The following is a 23,239-nucleotide window of genomic DNA, read 5'->3' as shown; positions in this document are numbered from 1 at the left end:
GTGATTGCTTTCATACCAATCATTCCTTTACTTTTTGATAGTTCTATTATATCAAAATTTCTAAATTTTGCATATTTGCTTTCCCTGACGAACAGTCATGTATAAACCACTTAGAAAATATGATTTATAGCTACACATATACTAAATGAAGTACATTTTGAATTGGAGAAGTCTGTCCTATTAAAAGACGATTTCCGCTTGAAAATCGTCTTTTTTGATATTCTCTCAAATACGATATTTTGTGGTTGGTGTAAACTGGTATATGGCTCCCTTATTTTATTTATCAAAACCTTGTAAGTTTTTTTGGCGCTCTTCAGTTTGACCCTTGGCATCCAATTTATTACCATTGTAAACAGTGCTTTCCCATGATCCGTACATTGGGTTAGGGAAAATGATGAATTTCTCACCAAACTCTTTTTGTAATTCCTCTAATTTTTGGTCGCGCTCAGTTTCAGAGGTCTTTGAAAACTCTGCAAAGTCCACAAGATTGTCTCCTAGTAGCATGACTAAGTTGGTTTTTTCTTGGACTGCTTGTCTACGACCTTCTTTAGATTTGACGCCTTTTTCTAAGAACATGAGATGATCGCGGCTTTGTACAGGAATTCCTTCATTTTCTAGGTTTTTGATCGTATCATCTACCTGATCTATCGTGCGGTCAGATACATAGTAAATTTGGACACCGTTTTGGTCTGCAAATTGGAGAAAGTCTTTAGCACCTGGGACAGCCTTGGCTGCGGCCTTTTTTACCCAGACATCCCAGTTTTCTGGGGTAAATGCTGTTCCGTCTTTGACATTTTGCGCTTGATAAGGGCTATTGTCTAGTACGGTTTCGTCCAAGTCCAAAACGATAGAGTAGGGTTTATCTGTCTGTGTTTTTAGTAGTTCTTTCAAACGATTAGTAGCGACATTGTAACCTTGTAGATAGAGTGCCTTGGTTTCAGCTGCTTTTTGATACCAAAGAGTTGACATAGTGTTCTCTCTTGAACGCAACTGATCATAGGTCATTGTAACCTGATTATCAGATGTACTACTTTGTGCTGTCTGTGAATTTGCCGAATTTGTGCCACAGCCAGTCAGTAAAATGACGGAAGCAAGTGTAGAAGCAATTGTAATGGTAACTTTGGATATTTTCATAATCCTATCCTCCTAATAATAGTCTATTAATATTGTAGCGTTTTCATGGGATTTGTGCAAGGAAATATCGAGAGAAAATAAATTTTTCAGTAGTAATTTGGTATTAGGATAAAATTATGTACTTAATTTTGGAATGAAGATGGATATAAAAAAATTCAATCGGCTTGATAGAAAATCTATATCAGCTTCTTTTTGGAAAATAGATGAAAATAAAGTGAATCTTTGAAAGGCTAGTAACATCAAGCTTTTCAGGGATTTTTTTTCTTTATAGATATAAAAAATTCCAATCGAGTTGATAGTCAATATATATTGGGAAAAGGGGAAAAGGAGTGGTAAGATGGTTTCAATCCAAATGGAAGGAGAAAGGTATGGCAAGTAAAAGAGATTTAGTCTTTAGAGCGATTCGAGGCGATGAAGTGGAAAGAGTTCCTGTGGGATTTTGGTTTCATTTTGTAACACTCGAAGAAAAGGGGCAGGGATTAAATAATCCACGTATCTTTCAAAAGAGTGTTGACGGGCATCGCAACTATGTGGAAAGGATTTGTCCTGATTTTGTCAAAATCATGAGCGACGGTTTTTTCCTTTATCCAAGTAATGTCTATAGTCCTAAGATTGCAAGCATTCAGGAGCTGACTTCTATTGAGTCGATTGGTGAGGAACACCCATGGATTCAGCAACAGGTGGAAGTGGTACAAGCGATTCGAGAGACCTTTACCGAAGAGATTGCTTCTTTCTACAATATCTTTTCGCCGATCTCCTACCTCAAGCGCTGGTTCCGTACAGAAACTTCACGGGGAGATAAGGAAGTGGCTAATCTATTGCTTGAAAATCCTGAGCGATTCAGAGCAATTCTAGATGTGATTGCAAAAGACATTGCTTTCTTAACTCAGAAAATCATCCAGGAAGGTGGAGTTGATGGGATTTACCTCAGCACCCAGGAAATTCAAGATGAGCGCATCACACCAGCACTCTATCAAACCTATATCGAACCGAGTAATATAGCTGTTTTAAAGGCGGCTAATCAGGTTGGTGGGACTAATATCCTCCATATCTGTGGTTTTGAAGGTGCGAGTAATGATGTGACGATATTTAAGGATTATCCAGCTCAAGTTGTCAACTGGGCGACTCATCATGAGGATGTTAGTTTGACACGGGGTCAGGAGTTGTTTCAAGGCAAGGCTGTTTTAGGTGGATTTGAAAATGGTAAGAAAAGCTTGCTTTATCGAGGTTCTAAAGCGGAATTGCAACATGAAACAAGGCGGTTGCTGGCTGAAGCGGGTAGTAAAGGCGTTCTTCTGGGAGCTGACTGTACTGTTCCAGATGACTTTGACTTAGAGAGGTTGGACTGGATTCGGCAGGCAGCTGTTCTCTAAAAGGAGGAGCTATGAAAAGTAAAAGATGGGGAATCTTCATTGCAGTTGTCGGTTTGCTGGCCTTGATCGCCATAAGCGTCCTAAAAAATGGGCACTGCAAAAATGGAGAGAGATGTCGTGGAGTTCAGGATTTTTCCAAGTCCAGTCTCCCCTTTCTACGTTCGAATGATATCGCAAGCAGTTTATTAGTTGAAAAAGTAAGAAATGGAGAATAAGAATGTCAGAAAAAAAAGAATGGGTTTTAAAAGCATTTAGAGGAGAAAAAGTTGATCATGTGCCAGTTGGCTTTTGGCACCATTTCACATCCGAAGACGAATGGCTACACGGATTTTCAAATCCAGTCATTATCGAGAAGAATATCGAGGGCCATAAACGCTTTATCCGAGAAGTTCAGCCAGACTTTATCAAACTCATGAGTGATGGCTACTTTGCTTATCCAAATCCAGCGATTGCCAAAGGAAAATCACTTCAAGAATTGGCGACCATTCAACCACTCGGGCCAGATCACGCTTGGATAAAAGAGCAGGTGGACTTGGTTAAGAAAATCAAGCAAGAGTTCACAGAAGATATCGTTGCGATTTACAATATTTTTGCTCCTGTGACCTATCTCAAGTGGCTGCTTGGGGAAGTGTCTGGCGGAGATGACCTTATTGCAGATTTTTTGGTGGAAGATCCTGAAGCTCTGAAAAAGGTGTTGGATGTGATTGCAGAAGATATTGCTAGTCTCAGCCGAGCTGTCATCAAAAAGGCTGGTGCTGACGGAATCTACCTCAGCGTGCAAAGTATCCAAGATCAACGAGTGTCGGCAGCAGATTATCAAGCCGTCATTGCACCTAGCGAGATAACGGTTCTGGAAGCAGCTATTGCGGTTGGTGGTGTCACTGTTCTTCATATCTGTGGCTACGAGGGAGCGCGAAATGATATTCACCTTTTTGCAGACTATCCAGCCCAAGTCTTTAACTGGGCTGTAGGACCAGAGGGAATCACTCTCAAGGAAGGTCGTGAGATTTTCAAGGGACGTACGGTTCTTGGAGGATTCGAAAATGGTAAGACAGGCTTGCTGTATACTGGTAGCAAGGACGCCATTCAGGCTGAGGCAAAGAAACTAGTTGCAGAAGCTGGGGAACAGGGCTTGGTACTTGGGGCAGATTGTACCATCCCAAGTGATATCGCAGTTGAACGTATCCAGTGGGTGAGAGAAGCGCTTGAAAACTAAAGGAGAAAAAGATGAGTAAAAAAGCATGGATTATCGGTGGTGTAGCAGTTGTTGCAGTAATTGGGGCAACGATTATCGGGAGAAGTTTAGCTGGCGCTCCAGCCAAGGAGGGAGAAAAGGCTTCGTCTGCTGAAGTCATAACCTTGAAGGTTGCCCATACACAAAACTACGTACCTTATGACTTTGTCAATGAAAAAGGGGAATCAGATGGTTATGAAGTAGCTGTTTTGAAGGCTGTTGATGAGAAGTTGGCAAACTATCAATTTGAATATACGGGTACCAGTGATGACGATCTCTTGATTGGTCTGGAATCAGGCAAGTATGACATCGGAACCAAGGGAGCTTGGTACACAGATGAACGAGCTAAAAAGTTTGTCATTCCATCTGAACCAGTCGGAGCGAGTATTATCGGATTTACTGTCAGAAAAGAAGACGAACAAAAATACAAAACCATTGATGACTTTGCCAAGAATAAAGGGAAATTGGTTCCTATCTCTCCACAGAATGCTCAATGGAATGTCATCACTAGCTACAACGAAAAACATCAAGATGCACCAATTGAGCTAACTGCAGCAGAATCCTTTAAGGTGGCAGATGCCTATGCCTGGGTCTTAGAAGGACGTTATGATGCCTTCTTTGATATCAAACTGTCCTTTGAAAAAGCAGTTACCGCAGAAGATGGCCCTTACCACCAATATGCAGATAAACTCAGCTGGTTCCCATATAAGGGCATTCCAACTTATCCCTTGATTCACCGTGATGAAAAGGGTGAGCAATTCGCTAAAGAATACGAAAAAGCAATTAAAGAGTTGAAAGAAGATGGCACGCTTGCTAAGCTATCTCAGCAATACTTTAAAGAAGATGTCTTTAGTTACGTAGACAAAGACTAGACCAGAAATTCCAAGATTAGAAAGGGTTTTGCATGGTTTCTTATGATTTTTCCAAGGTCTTTCAGTTTTTGCCGACCTTATGGCAGGCACTTCCTATGACCTTGTCCATTCTCTTTTTTACCACTCTTCTTGGTTCCCTTTTTGGAGGTCTCTTGGCCTGGGCGCGAGTAGGAGAAGACAAGAGTTTTGCAGCGATTTCCAAAGGCTATATTTTCACCCTTCGTTGTACACCGCCGATTGTCTTACTTTTTCTAGTCTTTTATGGCTTGCCAGAATTTCTGAAATGGTGGCTTGGTTTGGATATCAACAACTGGTCTAAAACTATTTTTGTTCTCCTGACGATGATTCTCTTGTTTGCGGCTATTGTTGCCGAGGTCTTCAAGGCGGCCTATCAAGCTATTCCAAAGGGGCAGACAGAGGCCGGGCTTAGTATTGGTTTGACTCCAAGTCAGACTTTTTGGAGAATCATTTTTCCCCAAGCTTTTCAGGTTGCTCTTCCCAATATAACGACCGCTATTCTCAATCTCATGCGGGATGCTGCCTTGGCCTATACGATTGGTTTCGTTGATGTTATGGGTGCAGGCAATCTCTTGATCAGTCGCAATTTAGGGAACTACTCTTTGGAAACCTATACGGCAGTTGCGCTTCTTTACTGGGGGATTGCCTTGGTTATTTCTAGCTTGAGTCGTTTGCTTGAGAAGTCTTTGGAAACAAAAGGGAGGTAAGAAATGGATATAGACTATATTGTAAAGACCTTTCTGGAGACCTTGAAGGGTGTGCCAATCACCTTGATTATCATGATTGTGGCTATGGTCTTAAGCTTTTTACCGGCTCTATTTTTAGCCTTGGGGCAGATTTACAAGGTTCGAGGGGTGAGGAGTTTTTCTCTGGTCTATCTGGCTTTTATCCGAGCGACTCCTCCGATTTTATTGATTCTATTCTTTTATAGTTTGTTTCCAAGTTTGCTGAATCAATTTCTCAAAAGCATAGGAAGTGACTTTAATATTTTCAAGCTTGATCCTCTCTACTATGCCTTTATCATTTATAGTTTGATGACAGTCGGGAGTTTATCGGAGATTTTGCGTTCAGCTATCTTGACGGTGGACAAGGGACAACTAGAGGCAGCGCATGCGATTGGGCTGACTACAACCCAGGCCTATCTAAGGATTGTTTTTCCTCAAGCCTTGCGCTCAGCCTTGCCTAACTTGGCCAATCTGGTGATCAATATCGTCAAAGGGACCTCCCTGGTCTTTGTCATGACCATCAAGGACATCACCGCTATTGCCCGTGTGGAAGCATCCTACGGCTACCAGTATTTCGAGTCTTATTTTGTGATCTTTTTGCAGTATATTTTGATCTGTGGTTTGATTCAGTGGGGCTTCTCCCTACTGGAGAAAGGCTATTTGAAAAAAGAAAAGAGTGCAAAAGCATCTAGCGCGCGTTTTGTATAGGAGGACAGGATGTTACAAGTAGAACATATCGCAAAAACATTTGGTGAGAGACAGGTCCTGGAGGATGTCAATCTCCAGATTAACCAAGGGGATGTCGTCGTTATCTTAGGACCATCAGGTTCGGGGAAAACGACCTTTCTCCGTTGTCTCAACCACTTAGAAAAAGCTGATAGTGGCCGTTTGATCTTGGCAGGAAAAACCTATGACTTATCCAAATTGAGCAAGAAAGACATTCTAGAAATTCGCCAAAAAACAGCCTTTGTTTTCCAGCACTACAATCTTTTTGCGAATAAAACTGCTCTGGAAAATATTCTAGAAGGCCTAATCGTAGCTCGTAAAGTTCCCAAGGAAGAAGCGCTCAAACGTGCAGAATCTGCCTTGGAAAAAGTTGGTTTACTTGCCTATAAAGACTACTACCCTTCACAACTATCTGGAGGACAACAACAACGAATAGGAATTGCGCGTGCCATTGCCGTCAAACCCGAGGTCATTTTGTTAGATGAACCAACATCTGCACTAGACCCTGAGTTGGTTGGAGATGTTTTGGATGTCCTGAAACAGTTGGCGGGAGAAGGTGTAACCATGGTAGTCGTCACGCATGAGATGGGATTTGCTAGAGATGTCGCTAACCACGTTATTTTCATGGATGGAGGCCGTATCGTAGAGGAGAACAACCCACACGATTTCTTTAGTCGTCCACAAGAAGAACGAACCAAGCAGTTTCTGGCTCGTATCTTATCAGACGCCACCTATAGTGTAGAATATATGATTTGATAGATAAGTGTATCATAAAAAACAACACCCCATGACTAGAAGATTCTTCTGACCATGGGGTGTTTTCTTTATAGGAGGGCTAGGTTATATTCTTTGAAAATCTCTTTAAACCAGGTCAGCTTCGCCTTGTCTACAACCTCAAAGCTGTGCTTTGAGCAGCCTGCGGCTAGCTTTCTAGTTTATTCTTTGATTTTCATTGAGTATTAGTTCTTTTTCTTGTTTTTTATCAACCATCCAAGTCCGAGAAGGGCGAGGATGCTGAATCCAGCTGGGGCAAGAAGGGATTTGCTCTCAGTTCCTGTGTTTGGAAGGATTTTCTGAGAAAGAGCCTCTGCAGCAGTTTCTTGAGTGTCAGGATTTGCTGCTAGGTTTTGGGCTTGGTCTTGTTGGGTTTCCAAGCTAGAAAGATCAAATTCTGGTTTTTCTTCCACAGCTGGAGCGACGATGGCACCACCTTGAGACAAGCGGAGAACAACGGCAGTGAGAGCGTTCAATTTCAAGCCTTTTTCAGTCCATTCGAGACCTTGAGGTTTAGCGATTCCTACTGGTCCAGCTTGATTTTCATCTGCCAGGACTTCAGCCTTTCTCAAGTGAGCAAAGGCAGTTCCCAAGTTGAATTCGCGAGCCTTTTCATCCGCATTGACAAAGACTGCGTAGATATCACCATTTGAAGCTGTGATTTGGTAGCCGATGACTACGTCTTCTTTTTCAACACCATTTTTTCCTGGGACAGTAATGAGTTGGACGCGTTCTTTGATATCTTGTAGACTCTTGAGTCGGAAGGCATCTGTCGATTGACGAAGGGCAATCAAACCTTTCATGTAGTTACGGCTCTTGACATTTTCAGGGAAAGCTTTACCATCTGTTGCCTTGGTCCAATCAAACTTGTTGACAGCATCACTAGAGTCGTAAGAGTCATGGATAAAGTAAGGATAGACAAATGGCTTGCCGTCCTTATCACGCAATAAGTGAGATTTGTTTGGGACCTTATCGTCTGGAACAGGAGTCTTGTAGGCTGGATCTAGGAATTGTTTGGTGCGTCCGTATTCCTGACCAGAGTGGATAAACGGAGTTCCTTGAGCAGTCAAGACCATGAGGTTTCCAAGTCGCAAACGGCGATGGATTTCAGCGTAGTTCTCAGCCTTGCTTGGGTCTTTTTTGATAGACTGGGCAATGATGTCAAAGAGAGTCAAGTTATCATGGGCTGCAATATACTGGATCACATCTCCAGGACTGTCTGCTTCAAAGTTAGTTGGTTGGGCAATGAGATTTTTAAAGATGGTATTGATATCTCGCTTGCCACCTGTGATAAAGGCAGGTTGCCCTTCGTTTGGATAGCCAGACTTGAGGTTGTTGCGGATGTCGTCTGAAAAGACAGCGACAGTATCTGTTTTTTTCATCCAATCTTGGTCAGCAGGTTGTACAGGCGTATTTTCATCACCAGTATAGGTTCTCCAGCCTTCACCTAGCATGATAAGGTTTGGATTGAGGGCGCGTGCAGCCTTGTAAGCTTCTTCGATTGAAGCCGCATCGTGATCACCCATCATATCGAAACGGAAACCATCCACTTTGTAGGTTTCGACTAAATACTTGATGGAGTCTACCAAGACACGCTTAGACATGTAGTGGGTTGTTCCCAAACGGCCACCTCCAAAGCTAGTACGAGGAGTTCCGTCTGCGTCCATAAAGTGGTAGTAGTTTGGCTCTAAGTCTTCAAAGATGTCGAGATTGGCAGTATGGTTGTAGACCACGTCCAAGATAGCCCCCATGCCACGTTTGTGGATTTCGTTGATGAGGTTTTTGAATTCGGCAATACGTTTTTCTGGATCCTTAGGATCGCTTGAGTACATACCAGTCAAGGAGAAGTAGTTTTGAGGGTCATATCCCCAGTTGTAGTTGCTGTTGCTTGAAGCATAGGCAGACAAACGTTCTTGGTTCTTCAATTCGTTGACAAAGTAGTAGGACAAGACTGGAAGGAGTTGGATATGAGTCACACCCAAGTCTTTTAGATAGTCTAGTTTTTCGATAAAGGCTTCAAAGGTACCAAATGGCTTGGTCAAGTCTTTTGCGATGGCAGGATCCGAAGTGAAGTCACGAACATGGGCTTCATAGATGACAGCATCTTCGCGCGATTTGAAGTTGCGAATCTTCCCATAGGTCAAGTCTTGCGGTCCTAGTTTGGATGGGTCGACAAAGGCAGCTTTAGCGACCTTATGAGCGGCATCTGTTTTTGCTAGGTCACTGTTCCAAGCTGCTAGTGACTTGGCATAAGGGTCAAGAACGAGAACGGTTTTACCTTGGCGCTCGATTTGGTAGTGGTAGTAGTAGCCAGTGTAGTTGCTGATACCGAGACCAGAGTTTGCATCCAGGGTTTGTTTCCAAGTTCCTTTTTCTCCTTTTTCAAGGGCGACAGTTCCGACTACCTTTTCAGGGTCTTTCTTGTCATAGACAACAACGGAAACCTTATCAGCACTTGGAGACCAGAGGGTGAGGTCAACACGCTTGCCATCTTCTTTTAGAGTTGCGCCGAGTGGACCATCGTAACTGTAGGACTCATCCTTGAGGCGCCAGCTTGAACGTGTGGTAAAGCGGTCTGAATCGTAGCTGACTGTATAAGGGTGTTGGGTGTCTGAGAAGTCACCGATGTAGGTCACTTTTTTACCTGCCTCATCCACTTCCACGTCTGTGATAGCTACTTTATTCCCTTGGTAATCAGTGATGCTGGAGTGTTTGAGGATATCGTCTTTCTTAGCTCCAACGAGGGTAGAAAAACTGCTTTCGATACGAGATTTAGCCACGTGTTGGGCACCAGTCATACGGATATCGTGAACGTAGTAGGGGTTGGTGTAGATGGTTTCGTCATCATCTTTGAGGAAAATCTGACTGTGATTTTTCAAATCTGTAAATTTATAATCCTCTTTTCGGATTTTCACATCATCGCCTTTCTTGCTCTCATCTAGTAATAAAAATCCAAATTCTCTTGCAGCTTCATTGAGTGGAATGTCAATGTAACGGCCATGTTTTCCAGTTGCAGTGAAGTCTGTTCCGTCAGGCCATTCTCCACTGCTTGGATTCTTGACATCGCCCCAATACCAGAGAGATTTTTTGTCATAGTTGCCATCGGTGCGATAGTAGTTGACACGGACAGTTCCTGCTGGTTGAGGACGGTAGTTGTATACCTTGTAGTTTTCATCTAGCCAGGCCTCGTTCATTTTTGGAGAGAGGCGCTCTACCGAACGGTCCCCTGTCAGGTTATCCCCCTTGGTATTGTTGATAAGGAAGCTGACTTTCTTGGCTTGCTCATTTTTGAGTTTGACATCTAGATAATAGCCGTAGTCATCTTGCTTGGCATCCTTGAAGGACTTGGCTCCATTGGGCCAGTTTTCAGAAGGTTTTTCAACATCGTCCCAAGTCCAAAGACCTTGGGAATCCTTGTTTTCCTCAGGAAGTTTTTTCACATGAATGCGGAAGTGGTTATCTGCGATTGGTTCTTCAGAACTAGTGTCTGCTTGTGGTTTTTGATCAGAACTTGGCGTCGAAGTGCTAGTATCTACTTTCTCTTCTTTGCTGTTGGGCTGGCTTGTAGTAGCGTCTTCTTTTTTAGGTGTTTCAGCTGCTAGAGTAGTGTCAGTTGCTAGGGCTTCCTTTTTAGTGTCAAGGGAAGCGTTTGCATTCTTTTGTTCAGAAATAGGCGTTTCCTTTTGAGTTTGACTCGTTTCAGTCTCAGTAGGGGCCTTGGTCACAGCGCTAGTATTTTCCTGAGTTTGAGGCAGGTTTTCGTTAGCCGAAATAGTTGGCATTGCAGCAGAAAGCAGGATAATGCTGGCACCAATGAGGACAGAACCAGTTCCGTTCTTCAAGGAACGGATACCATAAATCATTTTTTTCTCAGTTTGAGATGGGATCTTTTTCATCACAATTCTCCTTGTGTAGTTGTTCCCTAACAGTATAGCACGAGGTAAACATTGGTGCAAGCGTTTTCCTAATTTTTAAGAGAAAATATAATGCTTCATTCTCTTGAAATTTTAAAATAATATATAGGAAAAGATTGTTTAAAAAGTAGTAAAAAAACCTTGAAAAATCTGGCTAAATAAGGTATAATATGAATAATCATTTGTCGTAGGTTTTGTCTGAAATATTGTCCAGACAAGGCTCACAGCAGTTAAATCTTCTGAAAAAGTCAGATTTAGCTGCTCTTTTTGTGCTTTTTTTCAGGGTTTTGAACGTTTGTAACAAAGACTTAAAGATTCTGAAAATTCATCGAAGGGACACGGTGATAGGGGTTTTAAAAACCATATGACGATTAGAAAAGCCTGTTTGACAAGGCTTGGAACTTATTTACAAAGGAGAATCATCTTGGCAGGACATGACGTTCAATACGGGAAACATCGTACCCGTCGTAGTTTTTCAAGAATCAAAGAAGTTCTTGACTTACCAAATTTGATTGAAATTCAAACGGATTCATTCAAAGATTTCCTAGACCATGGTCTTAAGGAAGTGTTTGAAGATGTATTGCCAATTTCAAACTTCACAGACACAATGGAGTTGGAATTTGTTGGCTATGAAATCAAGGAACCAAAATACACGCTAGAAGAAGCTCGTATCCACGATGCTAGCTACTCAGCACCAATTTTTGTAACCTTCCGCTTGATTAATAAAGAAACAGGCGAAATCAAGACCCAAGAAGTCTTCTTTGGTGATTTCCCAATCATGACCGAAATGGGTACTTTCATCATCAATGGTGGTGAACGTATTATCGTTTCTCAGTTGGTCCGTTCACCAGGTGTTTACTTTAATGACAAAGTAGACAAGAACGGTAAAGTGGGATACGGCTCAACTGTTATCCCTAACCGTGGAGCTTGGTTGGAACTTGAAAGCGACTCAAAAGACATCGCTTATACTCGTATCGATCGTACTCGTAAGATTCCATTTACGACCTTGGTTCGTGCGCTTGGTTTCTCAGGTGATGATGAAATCTTTGATATCTTTGGGGACAGCGAATTGGTTCGCAATACCGTTGAAAAAGATATCCACAAGAATCCAATGGACTCTCGTACAGACGAAGCCTTGAAGGAAATCTACGAACGCCTTCGTCCAGGTGAGCCTAAGACTGCTGAAAGCTCACGTAGCTTGCTTGTGGCACGTTTCTTTGACCCACGCCGCTACGATTTGGCAGCTGTTGGTCGTTACAAGATCAATAAAAAACTCAACGTTAAAACACGCTTGCTCAACCAAACCATCGCTGAGCCATTGGTAGATCCTGAAACGGGTGAAATCTTGGTAGAAGCTGGCACCGTTATGACTCGTAGCGTGATCGAAAGTATCGAGAGTTACTTGGATGGCGACTTGAACAAGATCGTTTATATTCCAAACGATGCAGCTGTTCTGACAGAACCAGTTGTGCTTCAAAAATTCAAGGTTGTTGCCCCAATGGACCCAGACCGTGTTGTAACCATCATCGGAAATGCCAATCCTGACGACAAGGTTCGTGTTGTAACTCCTGCGGATATCCTTGCAGAGATGAGCTACTTCCTCAACTTGGCGGAAGGTATCGGACGTGTGGATGATATCGACCACCTTGGGAACCGTCGTATCCGTGCAGTTGGTGAATTGCTTGCAAACCAAGTACGTCTTGGACTTTCTCGTATGGAACGTAATGTCCGTGAACGTATGTCTGTTCAGGACAATGAAGTTTTGACACCGCAACAAATTATCAACATCCGCCCTGTGACAGCTGCGATCAAAGAATTCTTTGGTTCTTCACAATTGTCCCAGTTCATGGACCAACACAACCCACTTTCTGAGTTGTCTCACAAACGTCGTTTGTCAGCCTTAGGACCTGGTGGTTTGACTCGTGACCGTGCTGGATATGAAGTACGTGACGTGCACTACACTCACTACGGTCGTATGTGTCCAATCGAGACACCTGAAGGACCTAACATCGGTTTGATCAATAACTTGTCATCATACGGTCACTTGAACAAGTATGGATTTGTTCAAACACCATATCGTAAGGTTGACCGTGAAACTGGTGTAGTCACAAACGAAATCGTTTGGTTGACAGCCGATGAAGAAGATGAATTTACTGTAGCACAGGCTAACTCTCGCCTCAACGAAGATGGTACTTTTGCTGAGAAGGTTGTCATGGGACGTCACCAAGGGGTCAACCAAGAGTATCCAGCAGAAGTAGTTGACTACATGGACGTTTCACCAAAACAGGTAGTTGCCGTTGCGACTGCATGTATTCCTTTCTTGGAAAACGATGACTCCAACCGTGCCCTCATGGGTGCCAACATGCAACGTCAGGCTGTGCCATTGATTGATCCAAAAGCACCTTACGTTGGTACTGGTATGGAATACCAAGCAGCCCATGACTCTGGAGCTGCGGTTATTGCTCAGCATGATGGTAAAGTTACCTACGCAGATGCGGACAAGGTAGAAGTTCGCCGTGAAGATGGTTCCCTAGATGTTTATCACATTCAAAAATTCCGTCGTTCAAACTCAGGTACTGCTTACAACCAACGTACGCTCGTAAAAGTCGGCGATGTCGTTGAAAAAGGCGACTTTATCGCAGATGGACCTTCTATGGAAAATGGAGAAATGGCGCTTGGACAAAACCCAATCGTTGCCTACATGACTTGGGAAGGTTACAACTTCGAAGATGCCGTTATCATGAGCGAACGCTTGGTGAAAGACGATGTCTACACATCTGTCCACCTTGAAGAATACGAATCAGAAACGCGCGATACAAAGCTTGGGCCTGAAGAAATTACTCGTGAGATTCCAAACGTTGGGGAAGATGCCCTTAAAAACCTTGACGAAATGGGAATTATCCGTATTGGTGCCGAGGTTAAAGAAGGCGATATCCTTGTAGGTAAAGTAACGCCTAAAGGTGAAAAAGATCTTTCAGCTGAAGAACGTCTCTTGCACGCTATCTTCGGAGACAAGTCTCGTGAAGTGCGTGATACTTCTCTTCGTGTACCACACGGTGCCGATGGTGTCGTTCGTGATGTTAAGATCTTTACACGTGCAAATGGAGATGAGTTGCAATCAGGCGTTAACATGCTGGTTCGCGTCTACATCGCTCAAAAACGTAAGATCAAGGTCGGAGATAAGATGGCCGGACGTCACGGAAACAAAGGGGTTGTCTCTCGTATCGTTCCTGTAGAAGACATGCCTTACCTTCCAGACGGAACTCCAGTTGATATCATGTTGAACCCACTTGGGGTGCCATCACGTATGAATATCGGTCAGGTTATGGAGCTCCACCTTGGTATGGCAGCACGTACTCTTGGTATCCACATCGCAACACCAGTCTTTGACGGAGCAAGTTCTGAAGACCTTTGGGACACTGTCAAAGAAGCAGGTATGGATAGCGATGCCAAGACAATCCTTTATGATGGCCGTACTGGTGAACCATTTGACAACCGTGTATCAGTTGGTGTCATGTACATGATCAAACTCCACCACATGGTTGATGATAAATTGCACGCGCGTTCAGTCGGGCCTTACTCAACCGTTACTCAACAGCCACTCGGAGGTAAAGCTCAGTTTGGTGGACAACGTTTCGGTGAGATGGAGGTTTGGGCCCTTGAAGCCTACGGTGCGTCAAATGTCCTTCAAGAAATTTTGACTTACAAGTCTGACGATATTAACGGACGTTTGAGAGCTTATGAAGCTATTACAAAAGGAAAACCAATTCCAAAACCAGGTGTTCCAGAATCATTCCGAGTTCTTGTGAAAGAATTGCAATCTCTTGGTCTTGACATGCGTGTCCTTGACGAAGATGACCAAGAAGTGGAACTTCGCGACTTGGATGAAGGAATGGACGAAGATGTCATCCACGTAGATGACCTTGAAAAAGCCCGCGAAAAAGCAGCTCAAGAGGCTAAAGCAGCCTTTGAAGCTGAAGAAGCAGAGAAAGCAACAAAAGCGGAAGCAACAGAAGAAACTGCTGAACAAGAATAAGCAGTTCACTTAGAATAGAAAGGGAAGAAATAGTGGTTGATGTAAATCGTTTTAAAAGTATGCAAATCACCCTAGCTTCTCCAAGCAAAGTCCGTTCATGGTCTTATGGAGAAGTCAAAAAACCTGAAACAATCAATTACCGTACGTTGAAACCAGAACGTGAAGGACTCTTTGACGAAGTCATCTTTGGTCCTACAAAAGACTGGGAATGTGCTTGTGGTAAGTACAAACGCATTCGTTACAGAGGGATTGTTTGTGACCGCTGTGGGGTTGAAGTAACGCGTACAAAAGTTCGTCGTGAGCGTATGGGGCACATCGAGTTGAAAGCTCCTGTATCTCACATCTGGTATTTCAAGGGGATTCCAAGCCGTATGGGCTTAACCCTTGATATGAGCCCTCGTGCCCTCGAGGAAGTTATCTACTTTGCGGCTTATGTGGTGATTGATCCTAAGGATACACCACTTGAGCACAAGTCTATCATGACAGAGCGCGAATACCGTGAGCGCTTGCGTGAGTATGGCTATGGATCATTCGTTGCCAAGATGGGTGCCGAAGCCATCCAAGACCTTTTGAAACAAGTAGATCTTGAAAAAGAAATTGCTGAACTCAAAGAAGAGTTGAAAACAGCTACTGGACAAAAACGTGTCAAAGCTATCCGTCGTTTGGATGTTTTGGATGCCTTTTACAAGTCTGGGAACAAACCTGAATGGATGGTTCTTAACATCCTCCCAGTTATTCCACCAGATCTCCGTCCAATGTTGCAGTTGGATGGTGGCCGTTTTGCCTCATCTGACTTGAACGACCTTTACCGTCGTGTTATCAACCGTAACAACCGTTTGGCTCGTTTGCTTGAGTTGAATGCACCAGGTATCATCGTTCAAAATGAGAAGCGTATGCTTCAAGAAGCGGTTGACGCTTTGATTGACAATGGCCGTCGTGGCCGTCCAATCACAGGACCAGGTAGCCGTCCACTGAAATCATTGAGCCACATGCTCAAAGGGAAACAAGGACGCTTCCGTCAAAACTTGCTCGGCAAACGTGTTGACTTCTCAGGACGTTCCGTTATCGCCGTTGGTCCAACTCTTAAGATGTACCAATGTGGTGTGCCACGCGAAATGGCGATCGAGCTCTTTAAACCATTTGTCATGCGCGAAATCGTTGCCCGTGACATCGTGCAAAACGTGAAAGCGGCTAAACGCTTGGTGGAACGTGGAGATGAACGTATCTGGGATATCCTCGAAGAAGTTATCAAAGAACACCCAGTACTTTTGAACCGCGCACCGACCCTTCACCGTTTGGGTATCCAAGCCTTCGAGCCAGTCTTGATTGATGGTAAGGCCCTTCGTTTGCACCCGCTTGTCTGTGAAGCCTACAATGCCGACTTTGACGGGGACCAAATGGCCATCCACGTACCGCTTTCAGAAGAAGCCCAAGCAGAAGCTCGTATCTTGATGCTCGCTGCTGAGCACATCTTGAATCCGAAAGATGGTAAACCAGTTGTTACCCCATCTCAGGACATGGTTTTGGGTAACTACTACTTGACGATGGAAGAAGCTGGTCGTGAAGGTGAAGGAATGGTCTTCAAAGACCGTGACGAAGCTGTTATGGCTTACCGCAATGGCTATGTTCACCTCCACTCACGTGTTGGTATCGCGACAGACAGCCTTAATAAACCATGGACAGAAGAGCAAAAACACAAGGTCTTGCTTACAACAGTTGGTAAAATCCTCTTCAACGACATCATGCCAGAGGGCCTACCTTACTTGCAAGAACCAAATAATGCGAACTTGACAGAAGGACTCCCAGCTAAGTACTTCTTGCCACTAGGTGGCGATATCAAGGAAGCCATTCGCAACCTTGAACTCAATCCTCCATTCAAGAAGAAAAACCTTGGAAATATCATCGCTGAGATTTTCAAACGTTTCCGTACAACAGAAACTTCTGCATTCTTGGACCGATTGAAAGACTTAGGTTACCATCATTCAACACTTGCTGGATTGACAGTGGGGATTGCTGATATCCCAGTGGTTGAAGACAAGGCTGAAATCATCGAAGAATCTCATAAGCGTGTAGAGCAAATCACAAAACAGTTCCGTCGTGGTTTGATCACTGATGATGAACGTTACAATGCCGTTACAGCTGAATGGCGTGCAGCTCGTGAGAAATTGGAAAAACGCTTGGTCGATAATCAAGATCCGAAGAACCCAATCGTTATGATGATGGACTCAGGAGCCCGTGGTAACATCTCGAACTTCTCACAACTTGCCGGTATGCGTGGTCTGATGGCTGCTCCGAACGGACGTATCATGGAATTGCCAATCCTTTCAAACTTCCGCGAAGGTTTGTCAGTACTCGAAATGTTCTTTTCAACTCACGGTGCCCGTAAAGGTATGACCGATACGGCCCTTAAGACAGCCGACTCAGGTTACTTGACTCGTCGTTTGGTTGACGTTGCCCAAGACGTTATCATCCGTGAGGACGACTGTGGAACAGACCGTGGTCTCTTAATCCGCTCTATCGCAGAAGGAAAAGAGATGATCGAGTCTCTCGAAGAACGTCTCAATGGTCGTTATACTAAGAAAACTGTTAAACACCCAGAAACTGGCGAAGTCATCATTGGTCCAAATGAGTTAATCACAGAAGACAAGGCGCGCGAGATTGTCAATGCTGGTGTGGAAGAAGTGACTATCCGTTCCGTATTTACATGTAACACTCGTCATGGTGTCTGCCGTCACTGTTACGGTATCAACTTGGCGACTGGTGATGCGGTTGAAGTTGGTGAAGCAGTTGGTACAATCGCTGCCCAATCTATCGGGGAACCTGGTACACAACTTACAATGCGTACCTTCCACACGGGTGGAGTTGCCTCAAATACCGATATCACTCAAGGTCTTCCTCGTGTCCAAGAAATCTTTGAAGCCCGCAATCCAAAAGGGGAAGCGGTCATCACAGAGGTCAAGGGACAAGTTACCGCCATTGAAGAAGACGCGTCAACTCGTACGAAGAAAGTCTTTGTTAAGGGTGAAACTGGCGAAGGTGAATACGTCGTTCCATTTACAGCACGTATGCGTGTTGAAGTTGGAGACCAAGTTTCTCGTGGTGCAGCATTGACAGAGGGTTCTATCCAACCAAAACATCTCCTTGCTGTTCGTGATGTCTTGTCAGTTGAAACCTACCTTCTCGGTGAAGTCCAAAAAGTTTACCGTAGCCAAGGGGTAGAAATCGGTGACAAACACATCGAGGTTATGGTTCGTCAAATGATCCGTAAAGTCCGTGTCATGGATCCAGGTGATACAGATCTTCTCATGGGTACCCTTTTAGACATTAACGATTTTACAGATGCTAATAAAGATGTCCTTATCGCAGGTGGGGTTCCAGCGACTGGTCGCCCAGTTCTTATGGGAATTACCAAAGCCTCACTTGAAACAAACAGTTTCTTGTCAGCGGCTTCCTTCCAGGAAACAACTCGTGTCCTTACAGATGCGGCCATCCGTGGTAAGAAAGACCATCTCCTTGGACTCAAGGAAAATGTTATTATTGGTAAGATCATCCCAGCAGGTACTGGTATGGCTCGCTACCGTAATCTTGAACCACAGGCAATCAATGACGCAGAATATCTGGCTCCTGAACAAGAAAAGACAGAACTTGCACCAGTAGATGAAACTGTGGAAATCCAATCTGAAGAAACTGTAGAATAAAAGTAAATAAGAGAACCTTCGGGTTCTCTTTGCTTTGTTTCAGAAAATTTTCCCACTTTTTCATAAAGTGTGGTAGAATAGAAGAACTAAAATGACAAGGGGATTTATATGGAACAAACATTCTTTATCATTAAGCCAGATGGTGTGAAGAGAGGTCTAGTTGGCGAGGTTTTGAAAAGAATTGAGCGACGTGGTTTCAAACTCGAAAAATTAGAGTTACGTTCAACAGTTTCAGAAGATTTGATTGACCAACACTATCGCGACTTAGTTGGAAAAAGTTTTTATCCTCCTATCCGCCAATTTATGACCTCAGGTCCAATAATTGTGGGAATCATTTCAGGTCCCAAGGTAATTGAAAGCTGGCGTGACATGATGGGGGCTACTCGTCCAGAAGAGGCTCTTCCGGGGACCATCCGGGGAGATTTTGCTAAGGCGGCAGGAGAAAATCAAGCCATTCAAAACGTCGTACATGGATCAGATTCAGAAGAGTCAGCTAAACGAGAAATCGCCCTCTGGTTTAAGGATTAGATTAGAAGAGAACAGTTCTGTGAATGACGGAACTGTTTTTTGTACCGTTCAGCGTCCTAATGTGACATTTCGGAAGTCATTTATCATTTTCTAATCCTGTCAGAGTATAATTTCTTATACGGAGGAAGAAAAGGAAATGATGAAATCAATTCGTGTTTTATTATTATTAGCTGTCGCTCAAATTTTATTTGGAAGTTGTTTATTGTGGAAGGAATCATTTTTATCCTTAAGAGAAGGAAATGTCTATTTTTTAATTCTCATAGTGGGAGTTTCTGGTTTTTGTGCTGGGATTAATTACTTCCATACCTTGGGTCAGAAAAGTCATAGTATTTTGCATTCTGCAGAGAAAGTGAAGCTTATCCATAATCTTCTTTTAATCATCAATCTTTTAGCCAGCTGTTTCATTTTATCAGAAAGTATCCAAGTTGGTACTGAGCTTCAGCAGGATCTAGTTGACCTTTTTTTGCCTTCGTTCTTTTTCTTGCTGGGAGTAGATCTATGGATTTTCTTACCTTTTGATAAATATATTCGGGATATGGACAACCATCTCAACAAGAAGAGAACGGTTGTGATTTCCGTTTTAGGCACGATTATTTTCTTGAGAAATCCCGTAACGATCTCCTCCATTCTCCTTTATATCGGTCTCGGTTTTTTATGTGCGCGTTTCCTCTTTCCAAAATCCGTGCAAAGGGAAATTTCATTTTACGGACATGTGATTCGCGATGTTTTATTTGTTATTTGTATTTTTACCTTTTTCTGAGAAAGGCAAGGAGAACTATAAATTTAGCATAGTAAGTCTATAAAGAAAATTCACACAAAAGAAAACTTTTTGGTATAATAGTAACATGTACACAAAAAATGAAGAAGAGCTTCGAGCTCTCGGAGAAAGATTAGGTCATTTGCTTCAAAAAGACGATGTTCTGATCTTGACGGGAGAGTTGGGTGCGGGTAAAACAACCTTTACAAAAGGCCTTGCCAAGGGTTTGGATATCCGTCAGATGATTAAAAGTCCAACTTATACTATCGTGAGAGAGTATGAAGGGCGTCTGCCACTTTACCACTTGGATGTCTACCGTATCGAAGGAGATGCTGATTCTATTGACTTGGATGACTTTCTCTTTGGTGGCGGCGTGACTGTTATTGAGTGGGGGCATCTTTTGGGTGAGGATTTACCAGATTCCTATTTGGAATTGGAAATTTTGAAAGAAGCTGAGGGTCGTTGTCTTCATTTTACGGCTCATGGCCCTCGGGCTGAACAACTCATCAAGGAGCTTCATGATGGAGTATGAGTTGTGCATTCGTGAGGCAGAGACTTCAGATGCTACAGCTTTGATTGCATTTTTATATTGTGCCGGTCAAGAGACAGACCTCACTAGCCTAGATGAAAATGGTATCATGATGACAGCGTCTGAAATGGCTCTTTTTATCGAAAAACAAGCTGCATCGGAGAATCAAATTACTCTTCTCGCCTTACTGAATGATGAGATTGCAGGTATCTTAAATATCACAGCGGATCAACATTTAAGAGTTCGGCATATTGGAGATGTTTTTCTAGCAGTTCGCAAGAAATTTTGGAACCAAGGCTTGGCGACAATACTCCTAGAAGAAGGTATCGAGTGGGCTAAAGCCAGTGGTGTCTTGCGCCGTTTGCAACTTAGTGTACAAAAACGAAATGAGGCTGCTATCCACCTCTATTCAAAAATGGGATTTATCATAGAAGGCTTGCAAGAAAGAGGAGCCTATTTAGCAGAAGGGATATTTTTAGATGTTTGTCTGATGGGCAAATTGATAGATGAATAACAAGATGATTAAAAAATTAATTGGAATGGTTCTAGGTTTCCTAGCAGTAACAGTTTTAGGTGTAGCGGTTTATGGCTATACCATCTACCAACAGGGAACAGAAACCCTAAGTAAAAAGACTTACAAAAAAATCGGGGAAGAAACCAACGTTATCGAAGCGACGGAGCCACTGACTATCCTCTTGATGGGGGTAGATACGGGAAATTCGGAACGTACAGATCCGTGGGCAGGGAATAGTGATTCTATGATACTCCTGACGGTTAATCCCAAAACAAAGAAAACCACTATGATGAGTTTGGAACGGGATATTTTGACTAAGATCGAGAATGAAAATGGCCAAGTTCAGGAAGCCAAACTCAATGCGGCCTATGCCAATGGTGGTGCAGAGCTTGCAATTTCTACTATTCAAAAGATGATGAATATCCACATTGACCGCTATGTAATGGTTAACATGCAGGGACTTCAACAATTGGTGGATGCAGTTGGTGGGATCACCGTCAACAATACACTTGGTTTTCCAATTTCTATCACTGACCAAGAAGAGTTTAATAAGATTTCCATTGGTGTTGGGGAACAAAACTTGAATGGTGAGGAAGCCTTGGTGTATTCACGGATGCGTTACCAAGACCCTGAAGGAGACTACGGTCGTCAAAAGCGTCAACGTGAAGTCATTCAAAAAATCGTTGAGAAGGTTTTGAGCCTAAACAGTGTGAGTCATTATCAAGGTATCCTCAAAGCTTTGAGTGATAACATGCAGACCAATGTGGACTTATCAGCTAAGAGCATTCCACAATTGCTCGGCTATCAAGATTCTTTCAAAAATATTGAGACGCATCAATTGCGCGGAGAAGATGCTGAGCTACAAGGGATTTCTTATCAGATTGTCACTTCAGAACATATGCTCGAAATGCAAAATCTCTTGCGTAGTTCACTGGGTAAAGAGCCAGTGACAGAATTGGAAACCAATGCGGTACTGTACGAAACAGCCTTTGGTCGGACAGCGCCTTCAACCAGTACTAGTGTTTCAAACGAAGAGGTAGAATAAAACAAAGAATCAAATCGTGGGAAATTTCCTGCGATTTTTTCAAAAAAATTCGAATAGATAAATAGGAGGAAAAATGAAAGCAGAAATTATTGCTGTCGGAACAGAAATTTTAACAGGGCAGATTGTCAATACCAATGCTCAGTTTTTATCAGAGAAACTAGCCGAAATCGGGGTAGATGTCTACTTCCAAACGGCTGTTGGAGATAATGAAGCTCGTCTTTTGTCCCTGCTTGAGATTGCGAGTCAACGTAGCAATCTTGTGATTTTGACAGGGGGTTTGGGACCAACCGAGGATGATTTGACCAAACAAACTCTGGCAAAATTTTTAGGAAAAGCTCTAGTGTTTGACCCTCAAGCACAAGAGAAATTGGATATTTTCTTTGCTCATAGACCTGACTATGCTCGGACACCGAATAATGAGCGCCAAGCCCAAATTGTAGAAGGGGCAACTCCACTGCCAAATGAGACAGGTTTAGCAGTAGGAGGAGTGTCGGAAGTGAATGGCGTGACCTACGTAGTCCTTCCAGGACCGCCAAGTGAGTTGAAATCCATGGTCTTAAATCAACTTTTACCCAAGCTGATGACTGGCACCAAACTATATTCCCGAGTGCTTCGTTTCTTTGGGATTGGGGAGAGTCAGTTGGTGACCATTTTGGCGGATTTGATTGACCATCAAACGGATCCGACTTTGGCGCCTTATGCCAAGACGGGAGAAGTGACCTTGCGCTTGTCCACAAAAGCAGTCAGTCAAGAAAAGGCTGATCGAGTGCTGGATATCCTAGAAAATCAAATCTTGGATCGTCAGACTTTCGATGGACATTCACTGGGAGACATCTGTTATGGATATGGGGAAGAAACCAGTCTCGCAAGTGTCGTTGTAGAAGAGCTAAAGAAGAGACAGAAAAGCATTACTGCGGCAGAAAGCTTGACGGCGGGTCTCTTTCAAGCTACTTTAGCAGACTTTTCGGGCGTCTCAGCAATCTTTAATGGCGGTTTTATCACTTACAGCCTAGAAGAAAAGTCTAAGATGTTGGATATTTCCGAGCAAGAGCTAAAAGAACACGGGGTCGTTTCTGAGTTTACGGCTCGAAAAATGGCAGAGCAGGCACGGCTCAAGACTCAGTCTGATTATGGAGTCAGTCTGACAGGTGTAGCTGGGCCAGATAGCCTAGAGGGGCATCCAGCCGGCACAGTTTTTATTGGACTGGCACATGCAAAAGGGACAGAGGTGATCAAGGCTAATATCGCAGGACGGAGTCGAGCAGATGTACGTCACATCGCGGTTATGCATGCCTTTAACCTAGTTCGCAAGGCTTTATTAAGTGACTAAATTTTGATATAATAGTAAGTAGGTCTAAGGAC

The 23,239-nt window shown here is 43.3% G+C and carries 17 protein-coding genes; 15 read left to right on the top strand and 2 right to left on the bottom strand.

Annotated features, from left to right (window positions below; genetic code table 11):
- Window positions 1-276 precede the first annotated feature (276 nt).
- Window positions 277-1,134 carry a 5'-nucleotidase, lipoprotein e(P4) family gene (locus HMPREF9189_RS09560; protein ID WP_000703380.1) on the bottom strand — a complete coding sequence of 286 codons (858 nt, stop codon included), beginning with the start codon at window positions 1,132-1,134 and terminating at the stop codon, window positions 277-279.
- A gap of 368 nt (window positions 1,135-1,502) precedes the next feature.
- Between HMPREF9189_RS09560 and HMPREF9189_RS09555 the strand changes: the two genes are divergently transcribed.
- From HMPREF9189_RS09555 to HMPREF9189_RS09525, 7 genes are read left to right on the top strand one after another with little or no spacing between them, the layout of a single operon-like run.
- Window positions 1,503-2,507, top strand: a complete 1,005-nt coding sequence (locus HMPREF9189_RS09555) for a uroporphyrinogen decarboxylase family protein (RefSeq protein WP_000157301.1) — start codon at window positions 1,503-1,505, stop codon at window positions 2,505-2,507.
- An 11-nt stretch (window positions 2,508-2,518) separates the two neighbouring features.
- Window positions 2,519-2,722, top strand: a complete 204-nt coding sequence (locus HMPREF9189_RS09550) for a hypothetical protein (RefSeq protein ID WP_000837733.1) — start codon at window positions 2,519-2,521, stop codon at window positions 2,720-2,722.
- Window positions 2,723-2,724: 2 nt separating this feature from the next.
- Window positions 2,725-3,723, top strand: a complete 999-nt coding sequence (locus HMPREF9189_RS09545; RefSeq protein WP_001290981.1) for a uroporphyrinogen decarboxylase family protein — start codon at window positions 2,725-2,727, stop codon at window positions 3,721-3,723.
- An 11-nt stretch (window positions 3,724-3,734) separates the two neighbouring features.
- Complete coding sequence (locus tag HMPREF9189_RS09540) at window positions 3,735-4,613, top strand: transporter substrate-binding domain-containing protein (RefSeq protein ID WP_000036998.1); 879 nt, start codon at window positions 3,735-3,737, stop codon at window positions 4,611-4,613.
- 32 nt (window positions 4,614-4,645) lie between these two features.
- Complete coding sequence (locus tag HMPREF9189_RS09535) at window positions 4,646-5,338, top strand: amino acid ABC transporter permease (RefSeq protein ID WP_000255465.1); 693 nt, start codon at window positions 4,646-4,648, stop codon at window positions 5,336-5,338.
- 3 nt (window positions 5,339-5,341) lie between these two features.
- A complete protein-coding gene (locus HMPREF9189_RS09530) occupies window positions 5,342-6,064 on the top strand; it encodes an amino acid ABC transporter permease (RefSeq protein WP_000350567.1) in 723 nt (240 codons plus the stop codon).
- A gap of 9 nt (window positions 6,065-6,073) precedes the next feature.
- Window positions 6,074-6,838 carry an amino acid ABC transporter ATP-binding protein gene (locus HMPREF9189_RS09525; RefSeq protein WP_000942246.1) on the top strand — a complete coding sequence of 255 codons (765 nt, stop codon included), beginning with the start codon at window positions 6,074-6,076 and terminating at the stop codon, window positions 6,836-6,838.
- Between the two features lie 203 nt (window positions 6,839-7,041).
- On the opposite strand, the gene HMPREF9189_RS09515 is transcribed toward HMPREF9189_RS09525, so the two are convergent.
- A complete protein-coding gene (locus HMPREF9189_RS09515) occupies window positions 7,042-10,752 on the bottom strand; it encodes a pullulanase (protein WP_000723747.1) in 3,711 nt (1,236 codons plus the stop codon).
- 442 nt (window positions 10,753-11,194) lie between these two features.
- Here HMPREF9189_RS09515 and rpoB point away from each other — a divergent pair, with 442 nt between their 5' ends.
- From rpoB to HMPREF9189_RS09475, 8 genes are all read left to right on the top strand, one after another.
- On the top strand, window positions 11,195-14,806 hold the full coding sequence (rpoB, locus tag HMPREF9189_RS09510; RefSeq protein ID WP_000907177.1) for a DNA-directed RNA polymerase subunit beta: 3,612 nt from the start codon (window positions 11,195-11,197) through the stop codon (window positions 14,804-14,806).
- A 32-nt stretch (window positions 14,807-14,838) separates the two neighbouring features.
- Complete coding sequence (gene rpoC / locus HMPREF9189_RS09505) at window positions 14,839-18,504, top strand: DNA-directed RNA polymerase subunit beta' (protein ID WP_000228781.1); 3,666 nt, start codon at window positions 14,839-14,841, stop codon at window positions 18,502-18,504.
- A 108-nt stretch (window positions 18,505-18,612) separates the two neighbouring features.
- Window positions 18,613-19,032 (top strand): nucleoside-diphosphate kinase, encoded by a 420-nt coding sequence (gene ndk / locus HMPREF9189_RS09500; protein ID WP_000438306.1) that lies wholly within the window; start codon window positions 18,613-18,615, stop codon window positions 19,030-19,032.
- Window positions 19,033-19,168: 136 nt separating this feature from the next.
- On the top strand, window positions 19,169-19,792 hold the full coding sequence (locus HMPREF9189_RS09495; protein ID WP_000978030.1) for a hypothetical protein: 624 nt from the start codon (window positions 19,169-19,171) through the stop codon (window positions 19,790-19,792).
- Between the two features lie 85 nt (window positions 19,793-19,877).
- The gene (tsaE, locus tag HMPREF9189_RS09490) at window positions 19,878-20,321 is read left to right on the top strand and encodes a tRNA (adenosine(37)-N6)-threonylcarbamoyltransferase complex ATPase subunit type 1 TsaE (RefSeq protein WP_000288251.1); all 444 of its coding nucleotides are present in this window, start codon (window positions 19,878-19,880) and stop codon (window positions 20,319-20,321) included.
- Complete coding sequence (locus HMPREF9189_RS09485; protein WP_000455524.1) at window positions 20,311-20,832, top strand: GNAT family N-acetyltransferase; 522 nt, start codon at window positions 20,311-20,313, stop codon at window positions 20,830-20,832. The genes tsaE and HMPREF9189_RS09485 overlap by 11 nt, the downstream gene beginning before the upstream one ends.
- 4 nt (window positions 20,833-20,836) lie before the next feature.
- Window positions 20,837-21,877 carry an LCP family protein gene (locus HMPREF9189_RS09480; RefSeq protein WP_000592173.1) on the top strand — a complete coding sequence of 347 codons (1,041 nt, stop codon included), beginning with the start codon at window positions 20,837-20,839 and terminating at the stop codon, window positions 21,875-21,877.
- Window positions 21,878-21,950: 73 nt separating this feature from the next.
- A complete protein-coding gene (locus HMPREF9189_RS09475) occupies window positions 21,951-23,207 on the top strand; it encodes a competence/damage-inducible protein A (RefSeq protein WP_000642668.1) in 1,257 nt (418 codons plus the stop codon).
- The last annotated feature ends 32 nt before the right edge of the window (window positions 23,208-23,239 follow it).

This window comes from Streptococcus sp. oral taxon 071 str. 73H25AP, from assembly GCF_000146755.1.
Taxonomy (GTDB): Bacteria; Bacillota; Bacilli; order Lactobacillales; family Streptococcaceae; genus Streptococcus; species Streptococcus oralis_T.
This window is presented reverse-complemented; position numbering and strand designations above follow the sequence as displayed.

Bases quoted from the DNA above. Each gene is read 5' to 3' on its own strand.
- HMPREF9189_RS09560 (WP_000703380.1), bottom strand. From the start codon at position 1,134: ATGAAAATATCCAAAGTTACCATTACAATTGCTTCTACACTTGCTTCC.
- HMPREF9189_RS09555 (WP_000157301.1), top strand. From the start codon at position 1,503: ATGGCAAGTAAAAGAGATTTAGTCTTTAGAGCGATTCGAGGCGATGAA.
- HMPREF9189_RS09550 (WP_000837733.1), top strand. From the start codon at position 2,519: ATGAAAAGTAAAAGATGGGGAATCTTCATTGCAGTTGTCGGTTTGCTG.
- HMPREF9189_RS09545 (WP_001290981.1), top strand. From the start codon at position 2,725: ATGTCAGAAAAAAAAGAATGGGTTTTAAAAGCATTTAGAGGAGAAAAA.
- HMPREF9189_RS09540 (WP_000036998.1), top strand. From the start codon at position 3,735: ATGAGTAAAAAAGCATGGATTATCGGTGGTGTAGCAGTTGTTGCAGTA.
- HMPREF9189_RS09535 (WP_000255465.1), top strand. From the start codon at position 4,646: ATGGTTTCTTATGATTTTTCCAAGGTCTTTCAGTTTTTGCCGACCTTA.
- HMPREF9189_RS09530 (WP_000350567.1), top strand. From the start codon at position 5,342: ATGGATATAGACTATATTGTAAAGACCTTTCTGGAGACCTTGAAGGGT.
- HMPREF9189_RS09525 (WP_000942246.1), top strand. From the start codon at position 6,074: ATGTTACAAGTAGAACATATCGCAAAAACATTTGGTGAGAGACAGGTC.
- HMPREF9189_RS09515 (WP_000723747.1), bottom strand. From the start codon at position 10,752: ATGAAAAAGATCCCATCTCAAACTGAGAAAAAAATGATTTATGGTATC.
- ndk (WP_000438306.1), top strand. From the start codon at position 18,613: ATGGAACAAACATTCTTTATCATTAAGCCAGATGGTGTGAAGAGAGGT.
- HMPREF9189_RS09495 (WP_000978030.1), top strand. From the start codon at position 19,169: ATGATGAAATCAATTCGTGTTTTATTATTATTAGCTGTCGCTCAAATT.
- tsaE (WP_000288251.1), top strand. From the start codon at position 19,878: ATGTACACAAAAAATGAAGAAGAGCTTCGAGCTCTCGGAGAAAGATTA.
- HMPREF9189_RS09485 (WP_000455524.1), top strand. From the start codon at position 20,311: ATGGAGTATGAGTTGTGCATTCGTGAGGCAGAGACTTCAGATGCTACA.
- HMPREF9189_RS09480 (WP_000592173.1), top strand. From the start codon at position 20,837: ATGATTAAAAAATTAATTGGAATGGTTCTAGGTTTCCTAGCAGTAACA.
- HMPREF9189_RS09475 (WP_000642668.1), top strand. From the start codon at position 21,951: ATGAAAGCAGAAATTATTGCTGTCGGAACAGAAATTTTAACAGGGCAG.